Below are 15,737 nucleotides of genomic sequence, written 5' to 3' on the forward strand. Positions count from 1 at the left end.
GATGACGTGTTTTATAAGCACAGATTAAGTAATTAAGAGATTCCCCATGAACGACATTGTCAATCATTCCGTCAAAAAAGGCCCGGTTCGTCGGCGCAGACAACCGTCTGTCGATGAATATGTCGAAGGTGTTTTAAGCGGGGACCGGACAATGTTGGGCCGCACCATCTCTTTGGTGGAAAGCACCAGTCCGCGCTACCGTAAAATCGCGCAGGAAGTTTTGTTAAAACTTCTGCCTCATAGCGGTAAGGCACACCGTGTCGGGATTACAGGTGTACCCGGTGTCGGGAAATCCACAACGATTGAGGCCTTGGGCTGCAATTTATGCGAAGCCGGTCACAAGGTTGCGGTTCTCGCCGTTGACCCGACCAGTTCGGTTTCCGGCGGATCCATTCTGGGCGACAAGACCCGCATGAATAACTTGGCTATTCAGGAAAACGCCTTTATCCGGCCAAGTCCGAGTTCCTGCACATTGGGCGGCGTCACCAAAATGACCCGTGAAACCATGATCGTATGCGAGGCCGCAGGCTATGACGTTGTCTTGGTGGAAACCGTTGGTGTCGGACAAAGCGAAACCGTTGTTGCCGATATGGTGGACTTCTTTCTTGTGTTGATGTTGCCCGGCGCCGGGGATGAACTGCAAGGTATCAAAAAAGGTGTGTTGGAACTGGCCGATATGATCGCCGTCAACAAATCCGATGGCCCCAACGAAAAACGCGCAAAAATGGCGGCGCGTGAATATAAAAACGCCCTGCATATTATGCGCCCGCAAAGCCCGAACTGGTCCCCGCCTGTGGTCTGTATTTCCGGCCTGTCCAATATGAACCTTGATGAAATGTGGACCAAGGTTGAAGACCATCGCAGCAAATTAGGCGAAACGGGTGAATTGAAAACAAAACGCACCGAACAGCAATTTCGCTGGATGTGGGCAATGGTCGAAGACCGCTTGATGGATGCGCTTAAATCCCATCCCGATGTGGTCAATTTAATTGATCCGATCCATGAAGCCATTACCCGTGACGAATTAACCGCTACCGTTGGCGCACAACGTATCCTTAATGCGTTTGGACTGACCGATACCCTATAAAGACAGTTGTAAACTGTACTTTTAAAGCCTACATTTATATTCAAATAGATAATGAGGCCGAGATGAAAAAACTGCTTCTTGTTGAAGATATGAAATTCTTCAACTCGCTTGTCGAAAAGCATGTCCGACGCAATCTGGATATTGATGTCGTTTCCTGCACCAGCTATGCCGAAGCCGTTGCCGTTCTCAAAAACGGGTTTGATGATTACTTTCTCGCCATTCTGGATTTAAACCTGCCGGACGCACCTGATGGTCAAATCGTTGATCTGGTGATTGGATACGGCATACCGTCTGTCGTTTTCTCCGCGCAATTCAGTGAAGATACCCGCGACCAGATTTTATCCAAAAATGTGATCGATTATGTCGTCAAACAAAATCCATCCAGTCTGGATTATCTGGTTTCCTTAATCTCGCGCCTGTATTTCAATGCCAATGTCAAAGTTCTTGTGGTGGATGATTCCACCACGGCGCGCAAATACGTCATGGATTTGATGAAACGCTACCAGTTCAAGGTTGAAGAAGCCGAAAACGGTATTGAAGCCTTGGAAATACTGGAAAAACACCCCGATATTCGGCTGGTCATTACCGATTATAACATGCCACAGATGGATGGGTTCGAACTCACCCGCGAAATTCGACGCAAATATCCCAAACACAAAATCGGCATTATCGGCCTGTCCACCGCCGGAAGTAACATTTTATCCGCCCAATTCATTAAAAACGGTGCTAATGATTTTCTCAATAAACCTTTTTTGCGCGAAGAGTTTTTCTGCCGGGTCTGCCAAAACGTCGAACTGATCGAATATATGGACGATCTAAAATCCGCCGCGACCCATGATTTTCTAACCGGGCTGCACAATCGGCGTTTCCTCAACGATATCGGCAGCAATTCCGTTGCACGCGCCTTGCGTGACGATATGCCACTGAGTGTCGCCTTACTGGATATCGATCATTTTTCAAAAATTAACAATGAATACGGGCATAGTGCAGGCGATGAAATTCTCATTCAATTGGGGGAACTTCTAAACGAACGCTGCCGTCGCTCAGACGTGCTGGCACGCACAGGCGGCGAAGAACTCTGCATCATTGCCAACAATCTACCGGCACATCAATGCCATGATTTTTTTGACGGATTACGCCACATGATCGAAAAGCATGACTTCAAGGCAGGTCAGAAAACATTAAAGCTAACCGTCAGTATCGGTGTATGCAATCACGTTCACGAAAGTTTCGATGCCATGATTGCCTCTGCAGAAGAGGCCTTGCTCTATGCCAAAAACGAAGGGCGCAATCGCACCAGCATTCAAACTAACTAAAACCAACAATCACACACCCAGTAAAACCTTTTTGGCCTTGCGTAAACCTGACCAGATCAAAACCGCCACAACCGGAACAGCAATACCAATGGCAAGGTCCGGGTTGATCGGCACCCCCCCTGCTTTGACGCCTTTAAAGGCATAGCCCAATAAACCAACCAGATAGTAACTGATCGCGACAACAGACAGCCCTTCCACCGTTTCTTGCAAACGCAGTTGAAGTTCTGCGCGTTTATTCATGGTCTTCAGGACTTCTTGATTTTGTTTTTCCAGTTCCACTTCAACACGTGCGCGTAACAAGCTCGCGACCCGACTGATGCGTTGTGACAAGGAATGCTGGCGCATGCTGGTATGGTCACATGTTTTCATCGCCGGGGCCATCCGCCGTTCAATGGTTTCCGATAAAGTCGGCAATCCTGTCAAACGTCCTTCGCGCAATTCATTCAGGCGTTGCTGCACAATGGCATAGTACGCTTTGGTCGCGCCGAAACGATAACTGTTACGCGCAGAAATCGCCTCGACCTCTGCTGCCAGAACGGACAGTTCCTCCAACAAATCACCATCTTTTTGCGGATGTACGCGATCTGACATCTTGGCTGCAATCACCGCCAGACTTTCATCAATTGCGCGGATACGCGGGCTGGCCTCACGCGCCAAGGGAAAACCGAGCAAAGCCATAATCCGGTAGGTTTCCACTTCCAACACCCGCTGGACAACACGCCCGGCTTGACGGTCCGGCATAGAAATATTGCGCATCAAAATACGCATGAAACGATCATCATGCACCCGCATATCCGTCCAGACCAACGCAGCCCCGCCTGCCATTTCGCAGCCCACATAGGTATGGCCGTCAAAATAGCGCGACATCTCAATCGGGCTGCGTTCCGGTGCATCATTTGTTTCCAGTTCCAGATGTACCGCATTCATCACCTGACCGGGGATTTCACTGATCCAGTCTTGTGGCACAAAATCAATGACCGGATGAAGGAACGGTTCTTCACAGGGTTCATTGCGAAAAAAAGTATAAGTGGAAAATTCCGTATGACGTTCCCAACGCAAGCGAAAGGGGCCCATCTCCGAAATAAAATGGGTTGCTTCATCCAAGGGCTTTGCCACGTCAAACTTTTCACACAGACGCGACAAATGGACCCGTTCCGCATCCCCGCCATCCTCGCCGGATAAAACCGCCAGATGCGTGATACGTTCCGGCATATCCAGCGCAATATAAGGCCGTGCGCGGATTTCTTTATCCAGTGTGTCGCGTAACGGATGTTCCTGTCCCAAATAAGTCATTTACCCTAAACCCTTACCTGTATTCCACTTTTGTAAAATTGGTAGTACCACTATGCACATAATGAAAACAAGTGTTAAAGTGCAAATCATGTGATTTTTCTGTTTCGCCGTGTTTTACGTGGCAAATTCTCAAATCCATGATATGAAGCGCCATCTTTCCAGACAAAAGGTTTCAAGTTATGAGCGAAAATCAAACCAAGTCGGCATATGGACTGGGCCGCGCTGCCCGTCTGAATCTGGCATACGAGATTTTAACCGAACTGGCTGAAACCTCGCGTCCTTTGGATGCCATCCTGTCCAGTCGTTTCCGCCATTTGCAAGATGCACTGGAACGGCGTGACCGCCGCGACCTGGAACAACGCGTGCGTTCCGTTCTGCTGCATTATCGTCGCCTGTTATGGTGGCTGAAACAGGTCCGTCTGGACATAAACATGCGCTCCATGCTGCTCGCCGATATGATTTTAAACGACGATGCCGATATTCCTCAGTTGGAAAAACTGTGTAACGGTGCCCATAACCGCATGGACATGTTGCGCAAAGAAGAAATCGCCAGCTTAAAACGCTTGCTGGGAAAAAATATCAATCACCCTGACATGAACGAAGCCATGTTGGCCGAATGCCCAGACTGGGCAGCTGCGGGCCTCAAACGAATTTTTGGCGATAACTTCGCCGCTGAAATGCGCGCCCTCAGCGACAAACCCACATCCGATTTTCGTGTAAATACACTGCTTGCCAGCCCGGCAGATACCGCTGAAAGTCTCGCTTCACAAGGTTTCAAGGTCGACGCCACGCCGCTTTCACCGATCGGATTGCGCCAAAGCCAACCCGGTGGGCCGATCCTTTCTGAAACCGAAGCTTTTCGCCAAGGCTGGCTGGAAGTTCAAGACGAAGGGTCCCAACTCGTTGCATTAATGGTCGGGGCGAAAAAAGGCATGCAGGTTGTTGATTTCTGTGCCGGTGCGGGCGGAAAAACTTTAGCACTGGCTGCTGAAATGGAAAATTCAGGGCATCTGGTTGCTTGTGATGTCCATAGCAAACGCCTGAATCGTGCGAAAGTACGCTTAAAACGTGCCGGTGTGGTCAATGCCGAACGCCGACAACTTGAAAATACTTTCGATAAATGGGTGAAAAAAAGCCGGGGCAAGTTCGACCGCGTTCTGATTGATGCCCCTTGCAGCGGCACCGGAACATGGCGGCGCAATCCAGACTCAAAATGGTCCAAGGATGAAACCGATTTGACAGAACTGGTCCAACTGCAAAAAGAAATTCTGGACAGTGCGTCACGCCTTGTAAAAAGCGGCGGACGGCTTATCTATGCCACCTGTTCCTTGCTGCCCGAAGAAAATGAAGATCAGATCGAACGCTTTCTATCCAGCAACACGGCTTTTAAACGCCTATCTGCACAAGATGTATGGCAAGAACGTCTGGCAACCGATTATCCGGCAAAAGACCCGAACTACCTGCGCCTTAGTCCTTACCTGAACGGTTGCGATGGATTTTTTGCCGCCATCCTGGAAAGAGAATAAATCAGAAGGTTCTTCTCTTTTCTTGTCATAAGCCTCCTCAATCTCTAGGTTATAGGGTGATATAAGGAGATGGCATGCATGGCTGAAAACAAAACGGAAAAATCAGATATCCCCTGCCGCCAAACATATGCAGCGGCTGTGGATCTGTTTTTACAGCTTGCCAAAGAACGTGCGCAAAACGGTGTCATCAGTGTCGATACACTGGATATTGTCGCCCACGCCATTCAAAACGATCCAAATGTGCGCAAAAAATATTGCGATACTCAGTTTGAACGCTGTTCGGAATACGTCCGTTTATCTTTGCAAAATACGCCCCGCATCAATGTTTATGGGCGCATCATTTCAGAACCGTTTGAACATCTGTTCAAAAAAGAACCACCGCTTATGTCCAGTGGTCAACTGGTTAACTATTTCCATGCCATTCAGGCCATTTTAGGACGCGCTGAATATGAAAACCTCATGGAACGTTCGCTGCGCCTGATGGAACAGGTTTCCCGTGATCGTGGAGATGAATTTAAATATTCAGACCTGTATGAAACCAAAGCCTGTTGGGAAATTCGCTGGGATAGTTTTGTTGCCTTGGCTGATTTTTTTACAAAATTCGATCTGCGCAAGGAATGGTATAAACGGGTTATGCAAAGTGACCCTGATACACCGGGACAAGGCATTGGCCCCTATCCATTTAGCGAATTTCAATTTAAACAACAAATGATGTGCATCTTCGATCGGTTCGCCAACTTATCCGATGACGAACATGACGTCTTTGAAAAACGTTACAGCAAAAAACAACGAAAAGATTTTTCCACTTTTCTTGCCAATGTGGTTTCGATAGAAGACGAGGTATGACATACGATATCGCGCAATTGGACTACCCCGTTCAGGAAACATTCCCCGCCCTGAAACAAGCTCTGCACTCTCAGCAACGTGCGTTATTGGAAGCGCCCCCCGGTGCAGGGAAAACAACGTTGGTTCCCCTTGCCTTACTGGATGAACCTTGGTTAGCTGGTAAAAAAATTATCATGCTTGAACCCCGCAGGCTGGCGGCGCGCATGGCGGCCAAGCGTATGGCTGACTTGCTGGGGGAAAAAGTCGGACAAACGGTTGGCTATCGTATTCGCCAAGATAAAAACATCGGACGCAACACCCGTATTGAAGTCGTCACAGAAGGGATCCTGACCCGACAACTTCAATCCGACCCGGAACTCAACGGTGTTGGTCTGGTTATTTTTGACGAATTTCACGAACGCAACCTGCAAGGCGACCTCGGTCTTGCCTTTTGCATGGAAACACAAGACGCTTTGCGCGATGATTTGCGTCTTTTGGTCATGTCGGCAACCCTTGACGGGGAAAATCTCGCCTCTTTTTTAGGGGATGCAGCGCGCATCACCAGCGCAGGGCGTGCCTTTGACGTCACTGTCCATAACTTGCCCCGCCCGGACAGGTTTTCTCTGGTCAACGATACAGTCCGCACCATTTCCAAGGCCATTGCCGACGAAAGCGGTAGTCTGCTGGTCTTTTTGCCGGGTGAGGGGGAAATTCGCAAAGCGCAATCCCTGCTGAATGAGCGTTATGCAAACGATCCGCACATTCTGGTTGCCCCCTTATACGGCGCTTTGCCCCCGCAAGAACAGGACAAGGCCATTGCACCGCCCCCAAAAGGTGTGCGCAAAATCGTTCTTGCCACAACCATTGCCGAAACCAGCTTGACCATTGAAGACATCCGCATCGTTATCGATTGTGGCTATAAACGGGTTGCCCGTTTTGACAATGCCAGATCCATGTCGCGCCTTGAAACCGTGCGTGTGTCCAAGGCTGCGGCTACCCAACGCAAAGGCCGCGCCGGACGCATGCAAGACGGCATCTGTTATCAGCTTTGGCCGCAAGCCGAAACGCACGCCTTGGCAGAACGTGATAAGCCTGAAATTCTCGAAAGTGACCTGACACCACTGGCCTTGGAACTGAGTGCTTGGGGCGTTCATGTTCCCGAAGATCTGAAACTTCTAGATTACCCGCCTAAAAATGCATTTCAACAAGCACAAGACCTGTTGTTTCAATTAGGCGGGCTGGATAAAGACGGCAAAATAACCGCGCATGGCAAAGAGATGATGGCCCTGTCTCTTCATCCCCGTCTTGCTCATATGATTCTAACGTCCTCTCATAGAAACAAAAATGATGCCGCTTTGGCCTGTGATATTGCCGCAACCTTGCAAGACGGTCCCCTGTTAAAAGGTGCGCGTGATTGCGATCTGCGCACAAGCCTTGCCGTCTTACATAATCAGGCAGGATCAACACAAAATATCGCAAAAGGGGCCTTGCATCGGGCACGGCAAACCGCAAAGAACCTGAAAAAACGTCTCAAAATATCGGATACCCCGCCCACCAGCTATCTGGAAACGGGGCGGATTTTGGCCTTGGCGTATCCTGACCGAATTGCCAAACAGCGCAACAATGGACAAAACAGCTATCACCTGAGTGCAGGTATGGGGGCCGTCCTGCCGGATAGCGATGCCTTATCTATCGAACCCTTTCTGGTTATTGCCCATATGGATGGCGCCAACGCACAGGCACGCATTTTCAGCGCGGCCCCCCTCCATATTCAGGACATTGAAAATAATTTCCCCGACCTTATTCAGGAAAAAACCGAAACAGGTTGGGACAAACGCACACAAAGCGTCAGTGCCGCCCGTGTGCGCAAGCTTGGTGCCCTCACCCTGAAATCCACCCCTTTGCGCCATATCGACCCTGAAGAACAAGCCCGTGGACTGTGTTACGGTATTCGCCAGCTTGGTTTACACGTTCTGCCTTGGACAAAGGACAGCGACTTTTTGTGCAAGCGTGTGGAATTTTTACGCAAACGAGATGACAAATGGCCCGATATGAGTGAAGCGGGCCTTTTGAACACCCTCGAAGACTGGTTGCTGCCTTATCTAAATGGTGTCAACCGGATTGAGCAATTAAAAAAAATAGATCTGGATGCGGCCCTGCTCTCCCGCCTGGACTGGCACACCCAACAGGAACTTGCAAAACGGGCCCCCACCCATTACCGCGTGCCCAGTGGATCACAGATTCGACTGGATTACACCAACCCGGAAAAACCGATTTTGTCGGTAAAACTACAGGAGATGTTCGGCGAACCTCATACACCTTGCATAGACAATGCAACAATTGCTTTGCAAATTCACCTGCTTTCCCCCGCCGGACGCCCCCTGCAAGTCACGGAAGATCTGGAAAGTTTTTGGCAAAACGGCTACGATTCGGTGAAAAAAGAAATGAAAGGGCGCTACCCAAAGCACCCTTGGCCCGATAATCCGATAGAAGCCCAAGCCACAGGGAAAACCAAACGAAAACACGTATGAACCGCCACGTTCAGCTAAGGTCTTATACGTATGTATGTATGAAAAGAAGTACTTTTCCACAGTTGCCTGTTGCCCCATCGGATAAACGTAATGTAAAACTGTGACTTAGGAATGGGTGAACGGGGATGTTTTTATCGAAATTAGGAACTTGGTAAGAACTCATCGCTAAGCTTGAAGAATAACCGCAGGCAGATAACAAGAACGGCAAAACTAAATGGATCTCGGAACGCTATTAGGTATCGCTATCGGTCTCGTCCTTATCGTGATTTCAATCATGTTGGGAGGCGACATCGGTTCGTTTGTCAATATTCCCTCTATTGTCGTTGTGTTCGGTGGTGTAACAGCCGCTACCCTTGTAAAATTCCCGCTCAAAGATTGTATCGCCGCCTTGAAAATCGGTGGCAAAATCGCCTTCAAAAATTCAGCCGACGACCCGCGCAGTGTCTACGATATGGCCATTGAACTGGCAGGTATCGTACGCCAAAAAGGCTTGCTGGGTCTGGAAAGTGTCGCCATCGAAAACGAATTGATGGCCCGTGGCATCCGCATGTGTGTGGATGGTATGGCTGCCGAAGTCATTAAAGAAAGCATCACCAAAGAAGTCGATATGGCGATCAAGGCAGAAATGGCCGGGGAAAGTTTCTGGCGTGGTATCGGTGATATGGCCCCGGCATTCGGGATGATCGGGACATTGATCGGTCTGGTACAAATGCTGGCAAATCTATCAGACCCTGCCGCCATTGGTCCGGCGATGGCCGTTGCGATGTTGACAACATTTTACGGTGCGGTTCTGGCCAACCTGATTGCCATTCCCTTGGCCGACAAACTTGGAATCAAGATCGACAATACCAAAAACACCCGCGCTTTGATTATCGAAAGCGTGATGCAAATCCATGCCTCCCAAAACCCGATGGTTCTGCAAGAACTGCTGGGCGTATATCTTCCGGGTGGAAAGCCGCCGGAAGAAGAGGGTGAGTAAGGTTATAGCTGATGGCTGAAGAACAAAAAAAATGCCCCCCTTCGGGCGCACCGGCATGGATGGCGACTTTCGCCGATCTGATGTCCTTGCTATTGGTGCTTTTTGTTCTTTTGCTGACCTTTTCTGAAATGAACGTGATCAAATATAAGCAAATGGCTGGTGCCATGCGCAATGCGTTCGGCATTTCCAAACAGGACCGTCTGGCCGGTGTTATCGAAGTTGATGGACAGCTTCAACGCAAAGCTGCCCGTAATATTTCACCGACGAAATCACCGGTCCCGACCGTATCAATGGAAATACCTGACACCACAGATCAGGAAGAATTCGATATCAACCCGGCTGAATCACCGGAAGAACAAGCCTCTGACGTTGAAAATGAAGTCGCCAAAATCATCGCGGAAGAAGCCGCTGACAAAGGTGTCGATGTCGAACGTGACGGAAACGAGGTCAAAATCCGCTTTCCCAGTGAAATCGCCTTTGATTCCGGTTCCGCCAATATTGGTCAGGCGTTTGCAGACCTACTCGACAAACTCACCGATGTGATTAAAAAATCCAAAGGCGAAGTTCTCGTTGGCGGTCATACCGACAACATCCCGCTGGGCAGCGGTGGTCCCTATCGTTCTAACTGGGAACTGTCTGCCGCGCGGGCCACATCCGTGGTTCACCACTTCCTGAATTATTCAGACATTGAGCCCAGCAAAATGGCTGTGCAGGGTTTTGGCGATTCGCGCCCGCTTGTCCCCAATGACACCCCGGAAAGTCGCGCCAGAAACAGACGTGTCGAGATTACCCTTGTTTTGGGTGAAAAAGAGAAAGAACAGGTCAATGACGTTCAAAACCAACTGGAAAGTGTTTTTGGGCCACGACCGGACTCCGGCTTGAAATAATTCCCTTTAAAAATCGCTTAAGAGTTGAACTGTTTTATTATCCGTTTATTATACTTTTGTGGGATAACAATCTGAAGAAAAATGTCTAGCATAGGCCCCCTCATGACGGATTTCGATTTTAGCACACATAAGGTCATTTTCTGCGATATAGACCCGGAAAGTATTGATATCGCAAGAACAACCTATATGGATAATGATATCGGTGATTTCATCGCAACCCCATCTCCGCAAAAAGCGATTGAACATATCGGCAATATCAACCCGGACCTTATCCTTCTTGCCCTTAAATTCCCCGATACCAACGGTATCGAGATTGTGCGTCAAATTCGCAGCCTGAACGATGGTGCTTTTTATAAAACACCGATCCTTTTATTATTGGAAAAAGTCTCACAACATATGCTGCGCGAAGCCTGTCGCGCGGGTATTGAAGGGGCTTTGCGCAAACCGCTTAACCCGGAAAAACTCCTGCGCTTTACCCGCGCAGTGATCTTGAAGCCCCGGCGTTTTATTTGCGTTGCCAAATATTTCGGCCCCGAACGCCGTATGCGTGACGACCCCCATTTTGATGGACAGAATCGCCGGAACTCCTTAAACCAGAATGATTTCAAACTGGACAGTTACACTCGTTCACGCCCGGTCGGTGGTGTGACCTTAAGTGCGGATAGCTCTTCCGGTGGTCGCAATCCAACCCCGAAAACCTCGCTTGATGATTTAATGGGGCCGTCTCAAAGAAAACAAAATACATCCGCGCAGGACGATGCATTTGATTGGGGAACCAGCCAACCCCGTCCCGATGCCGATAAAGGCAGCATGTCTTTTCAGGATAGTGATTTAACAGGCCCTTCAACAGAAGACCGTCCCCGTTACGATCTGGTCGATGAAACCAAGTCTTCCCCTGTTGCCCATAAAGAAAACAATGCATCCAAGGCAGCCGAAGAAACCGAAAAACAAAGCCGTGCTGTCGCCTCACAACCGGTTGAGGACTCTCCCGCGCCTACCATCGAGCCTGTCGGACCGGAGAGCGACAATTTTGAAGAAATCATTGATTTAGACGAATGCTTGGACCTACATAAATTGTGGGTCAACAGCGGGGGACGTGATGGTTTGCGCGCCAATCGTCCACATTCTGATTTTCGTGGACAATCTATTATGGAGGTGGACTTTACCAAAGCCATTCTTCCCCAGTCCAATTTTGAAGCCGTCAATTGCACCAGCAGCGTTTTTCGTAAAGCCGATCTCAGCGGGTCCACGTTTAAAGATGCGCTGCTCTCCAGCGCGGATTTGCGCGTTTCTCGCCTGACCCGTGCCGATATGCGCAATGCACGACTGGACCGGGCCAATATGTTGGGAACCGACCTGTCCGGGGCCAATCTGGAAGGCGCATCTCTTCGCGGTGTCAACCTCAGTGGGGCAAACCTGCATCGCGCAAATTTGTGTGGCGTCAATTTGAGCTCTGTACAAGGCTTAATCCGCGAACAAATTCGGCGCGCGATTACCGATTCAAGCACCCGCCTGCCAAATGCCTTAAAGGAGACGCCGTAACAGCGGCGTTTCCAAATCATTTAAATCGGGATGGATTGGCAAGACCGTCTCATCCCAATCGCGTTCAATCGTGCGGCATATACCGGTTAAGGCCGTTTCCTTGAGCGAAATTTTGGATAAATTCAAACGCGCCACCCATCGGCGCAATGTCCCGACAAGAGACGCATAAGCCTCTTCCCGGTCTTCAAAAGGACGTTCTGCAATTAATTCCCCAATCAGGGCATATTTATCCATTGCCGCATGATCAGGGAATAAATCAGCCAGCAATTGCAACTGCAAATCTGTTGTTTCCGCACAAACGGTTGCACAAGCCTGTGCATAGGTTAAGCCTGTTTTTTGCTCAACGATGGCACCATAACGATGGGTCAACCCAAACCCGGCCTGCCCTGTTCCAACCCCAGCCATTAAGGATGCGTAAAAAACGTCATCGCGACCCTGCGGATCCCCTTCAACACCGCGCACAAAGCCACGCACAAAGGCTTCCAGCCCCGACCAGACCAAGGCATCCGATAAAACCGATGCCTTGGGTGAAACGTAAGCTTCCCCCAGCAGCATCAAAACGGTCAAGGCACGAGCGGCAAAATCATCGCGATCCATTTCATCAATAAATGCCGGATCACCGATCACCAGATCCGGGACCAAAAATGAATTGAACGTTTCTTCAACCGCTTCGGCCCCGCCAAAAATCACGCCATTCATCGGGGCACCGGACCCGGCAGTTGTGGGCACAGCGATATGAGGGCACGATTTTGCAACCAGCTTGCCGGTATCTATTGCGCGTCCCCCACCCAACGAGATCACACAATCATATTGTTCCAGATCATAAGTGTTGGTGATTTTACGGCTGGCTTCCTGCGTTTGCTTCCCACGCGCGCTGACATGATCCACCCGCAATCCGGCAACAATCAGTTTGTCGCTCACTTCTTTCAGCAGGCTCGGGTGATTTTGTAAATAGGCATCCCCGATCAACAACACATTCGTGCCATAAGCCGCAGCTCGTCGAGGCAAGCGGTCAAAAGAGCCGCGCGCAAAAATCAGTTCCGGCACGGTATGGGTCGCAAATGCAATCGTCATTGCTTCATCACCTTTATGTTTATGGTGAACAATCTGTCACATTCTTTCGAAAAATCAATTCCCAAAAGTCATTTCACACGTACAAAGCTGGACAGAACGGCCAACTTCATGCAGAAGGTAGTTTTTTAGCACCGCACAATATGGAAGATGTCATGGCGACTCAAAAAGTGGATGTACTGATTATCGGAGCCGGTGCAGCCGGCATGATGTGTGCGATTGAGGCTGGAAAACGCGGGCGAAAAACATGGGTGATTGATCACGCAAAAAAACTGGCGGAAAAAATCAGAATTTCCGGCGGTGGGCGATGCAATTTCACCAATATGGATATTACTGCGAAAAACTATCTGTCAGAAAATCCGCACTTTTGTAAATCCGCCCTGAAACGCTATACCAACTGGGATTTCATCAGTCTGATTTCCGAATACGGTATCACCTACCATGAACGCGACCACGGGCAACTTTTTTGTGACGACAGCGCCCAGCAAATCATCGATATGCTGGAAAAAGAATGCAAAAAAGCCAACGTAGACATCCGCCTGAACACCAAAGTAGAAGGTGTCAGCAAACGCGATGGTGGCTTTCTGATTATGAGTAACGAGCACGAAATTGAATGTGAACATCTCGTCATTGCCACAGGCGGGCTATCCATCCCGAAAATCGGGGCGAGCAATTTCGGTTTGAAACAGGCCGAAGTGATGGGATTAAACGTGATCCATCCCCGCCCCGCCCTTGTGCCCTTTACCTTTGATCAGGACACCCGCGATAAATTGGCCGGATTTCAAGGCATTGCCCTTGAGGCTGTTATCAAACTGGGCAAGACCGAATTTCGCGAAGCTTTATTGTTTACCCACAAGGGCATTAGCGGTCCGGCCGTTTTACAAATTTCATCCTTCTGGACACCGGGTCAAGAAGTCCAGATTAACCTTGCCCCCGACACGGACGTCTTTGAATTGCTGAAAAAAGCAAAACAGGACCAGCCGAAACAAGAAGCCCAGACCGTCATCGCAACCATCCTGCCCAAACGATTGGCACAACGTCTGAGCGAACAAGCCGATTGCAAAGGAAAGCTCGCTGATCAACCCGATAAAAAACTACATGCCTTGGCGGCATCCATCAATGACTGGCACCTGCTGCCCAGTGGCACGGAAGGATATCGCACAGCCGAAGTCATGCGCGGTGGCGTGGATACCAACGAGCTGTCATCCAAAACGTTTGAGGCAAAAAAAGTGCCCGGTCTTTTCTTCGTCGGGGAGGTTATTGACGTGACCGGGCATTTAGGAGGCTTTAATTTCCAATGGGCATGGGCATCCGGCTATTGCGCCGGACAGTATGTCTAAAGCAAATCCCGAGCAGGTTATCTCAACCTGCGACGATGCATTTGCGTTAAATCACTATCCCATCGAAAAAGAACGGTGCTTCTTTACGGGCAACAAAGAAGCACCGGTTTCAAGAACCTGATTTCAGGTTCCTAGATCAGGGTTGTCGGATCGAGATAATCATAACCCAGATCATCCGCAACGGCCTTGTAAGTCACACGACCATTGTGAACGTTCAGACCTGCCAGCAAATGCACATCATCTGCACAGGCTTTTTTCCAGCCTTTATCGGCCAGCGCCAAAGCAAACGGCAAGGTGGCATGGTTCAGTGCAAAAGTTGACGTCCGGGCAACCGCCCCCGGCATATTGGCCACACAGTAATGAACCACATCATCAACGATATAAGTCGGGTCTTGGTGGGTCGTGGCTCGGGATGTTTCAAAACACCCGCCCTGATCGATTGCAACATCTACAATGACGGAACCTTTTTTCATTGAAGACAATTGCTCTTTACGGATCAGCTTAGGCGCAGCTGCACCCGGAACCAGGACCGCACCAACAACCAGATCGGCACCATAGACAAGTTCTTCTGTGGCATCGACCGTTGCATATTGTGTTTTCAAACGTGACCCAAAGATATCATCAAGATAGGCCAAACGTGCCAGTGATTTATCCAGCACAGTTACGTCCGCGCCCAGCCCCATTGCCATACGAACCGCGCTTGTACCGACAACACCGCCGCCAATAACAACAACGCGCCCGGGCTGAACACCCGGCACACCACCCAGCAGGATCCCACTGCCGCCATTGGCTTTTTGCATGGCATTTGCACCCACCTGAATGGACATACGCCCGGCAACTTCAGACATCGGTGCCAGCAAAGGCAGGCCGCCATGTGCATCCGTAATCGTTTCATAGGCAATGCAGGTTGCCCCGGATTTCACCAGACCGGCTGTTTGCTCAGGATCTGGCGCAAGGTGCAGATATGTAAAGAGCAACTGATCTGCACTCAGTTGCTCATATTCAACTTTCTGCGGTTCTTTGACCTTGATGATCATTTCGGCACGATCAAAAATTTCAGCCGCCGTTCCAACAACTTTAGCGCCCGCAGCTTCATAATCTGTATCACTGAATCCGATACCGTTTCCGGCGTAGGTTTCGACCAGAACTTCATGGCCGTGATGTACCATTTCGCGTACAGAGCTTGGCGTCATACCAACGCGATATTCATGGTTTTTAATTTCTTTGGGTACACCGATAAGCATTCTCTCTCTCCTTGAAAACCAGGGTGACTCATCCCTTGAATACATATAATTTTGTTATGCGATGATGCTATATCAAGATCTCTCGAATGTGCTACG

The 15,737-nt window shown here is 49.6% G+C and carries 12 protein-coding genes; 9 read left to right on the forward strand and 3 right to left on the reverse strand.

Annotated features, from left to right (window positions below):
- Positions 1-46 precede the first annotated feature (46 nt).
- Positions 47-1,087, forward strand: a complete 1,041-nt coding sequence (gene meaB / locus IEW74_RS10330; protein WP_188664497.1) for a methylmalonyl Co-A mutase-associated GTPase MeaB — start codon at positions 47-49, stop codon at positions 1,085-1,087.
- Positions 1,088-1,149: 62 nt separating this feature from the next.
- Positions 1,150-2,403 carry a diguanylate cyclase gene (locus IEW74_RS10335; RefSeq protein ID WP_188664500.1) on the forward strand — a complete coding sequence of 418 codons (1,254 nt, stop codon included), beginning with the start codon at positions 1,150-1,152 and terminating at the stop codon, positions 2,401-2,403.
- 9 nt (positions 2,404-2,412) lie between these two features.
- On the opposite strand, the gene IEW74_RS10340 is transcribed toward IEW74_RS10335, so the two are convergent.
- Positions 2,413-3,696: a DUF3422 family protein gene (locus tag IEW74_RS10340; RefSeq protein WP_188664503.1), complete on the reverse strand. Its 1,284-nt coding sequence runs from the start codon at positions 3,694-3,696 to the stop codon at positions 2,413-2,415.
- Positions 3,697-3,875: 179 nt separating this feature from the next.
- Here IEW74_RS10340 and IEW74_RS10345 point away from each other — a divergent pair, with 179 nt between their 5' ends.
- The 6 genes from IEW74_RS10345 (at position 3,876) to IEW74_RS10370 (ending at position 11,986) form a co-directional block, all read left to right on the forward strand.
- Positions 3,876-5,222: an RsmB/NOP family class I SAM-dependent RNA methyltransferase gene (locus IEW74_RS10345; protein ID WP_188664506.1), complete on the forward strand. Its 1,347-nt coding sequence runs from the start codon at positions 3,876-3,878 to the stop codon at positions 5,220-5,222.
- A gap of 78 nt (positions 5,223-5,300) precedes the next feature.
- Positions 5,301-6,068 (forward strand): hypothetical protein, encoded by a 768-nt coding sequence (locus tag IEW74_RS10350; protein WP_188664509.1) that lies wholly within the window; start codon positions 5,301-5,303, stop codon positions 6,066-6,068.
- Positions 6,065-8,578 carry an ATP-dependent helicase HrpB gene (gene hrpB, locus IEW74_RS10355; RefSeq protein ID WP_188664512.1) on the forward strand — a complete coding sequence of 838 codons (2,514 nt, stop codon included), beginning with the start codon at positions 6,065-6,067 and terminating at the stop codon, positions 8,576-8,578. Before IEW74_RS10350 ends, hrpB begins: the two co-directional genes overlap by 4 nt.
- A 214-nt stretch (positions 8,579-8,792) precedes the next feature.
- Entirely contained in the window at positions 8,793-9,557 is a 765-nt protein-coding gene (locus IEW74_RS10360; RefSeq protein ID WP_188664514.1) for a motility protein A, read from the forward strand.
- A gap of 11 nt (positions 9,558-9,568) precedes the next feature.
- On the forward strand, positions 9,569-10,444 hold the full coding sequence (locus IEW74_RS10365) for an OmpA family protein (RefSeq protein ID WP_188664516.1): 876 nt from the start codon (positions 9,569-9,571) through the stop codon (positions 10,442-10,444).
- 102 nt (positions 10,445-10,546) lie between these two features.
- Complete coding sequence (locus tag IEW74_RS10370; protein ID WP_188664518.1) at positions 10,547-11,986, forward strand: pentapeptide repeat-containing protein; 1,440 nt, start codon at positions 10,547-10,549, stop codon at positions 11,984-11,986.
- Here the strand turns inward: IEW74_RS10370 and IEW74_RS10375 are convergent.
- Complete coding sequence (locus IEW74_RS10375; protein ID WP_188664520.1) at positions 11,969-13,060, reverse strand: iron-containing alcohol dehydrogenase; 1,092 nt, start codon at positions 13,058-13,060, stop codon at positions 11,969-11,971. The genes IEW74_RS10370 and IEW74_RS10375 overlap by 18 nt on opposite strands.
- Before the next feature lie 152 nt (positions 13,061-13,212).
- Here IEW74_RS10375 and IEW74_RS10380 point away from each other — a divergent pair, with 152 nt between their 5' ends.
- Entirely contained in the window at positions 13,213-14,397 is a 1,185-nt protein-coding gene (locus tag IEW74_RS10380; protein ID WP_188664522.1) for a BaiN/RdsA family NAD(P)/FAD-dependent oxidoreductase, read from the forward strand.
- Between the two features lie 131 nt (positions 14,398-14,528).
- On the opposite strand, the gene ald is transcribed toward IEW74_RS10380, so the two are convergent.
- On the reverse strand, positions 14,529-15,641 hold the full coding sequence (gene ald, locus IEW74_RS10385; protein ID WP_188664525.1) for an alanine dehydrogenase: 1,113 nt from the start codon (positions 15,639-15,641) through the stop codon (positions 14,529-14,531).
- Positions 15,642-15,737 lie beyond the last annotated feature (96 nt).

This window comes from Terasakiella brassicae (genome assembly GCF_014641495.1).
GTDB lineage: Bacteria > Pseudomonadota > Alphaproteobacteria > Rhodospirillales > Terasakiellaceae > Terasakiella > Terasakiella brassicae.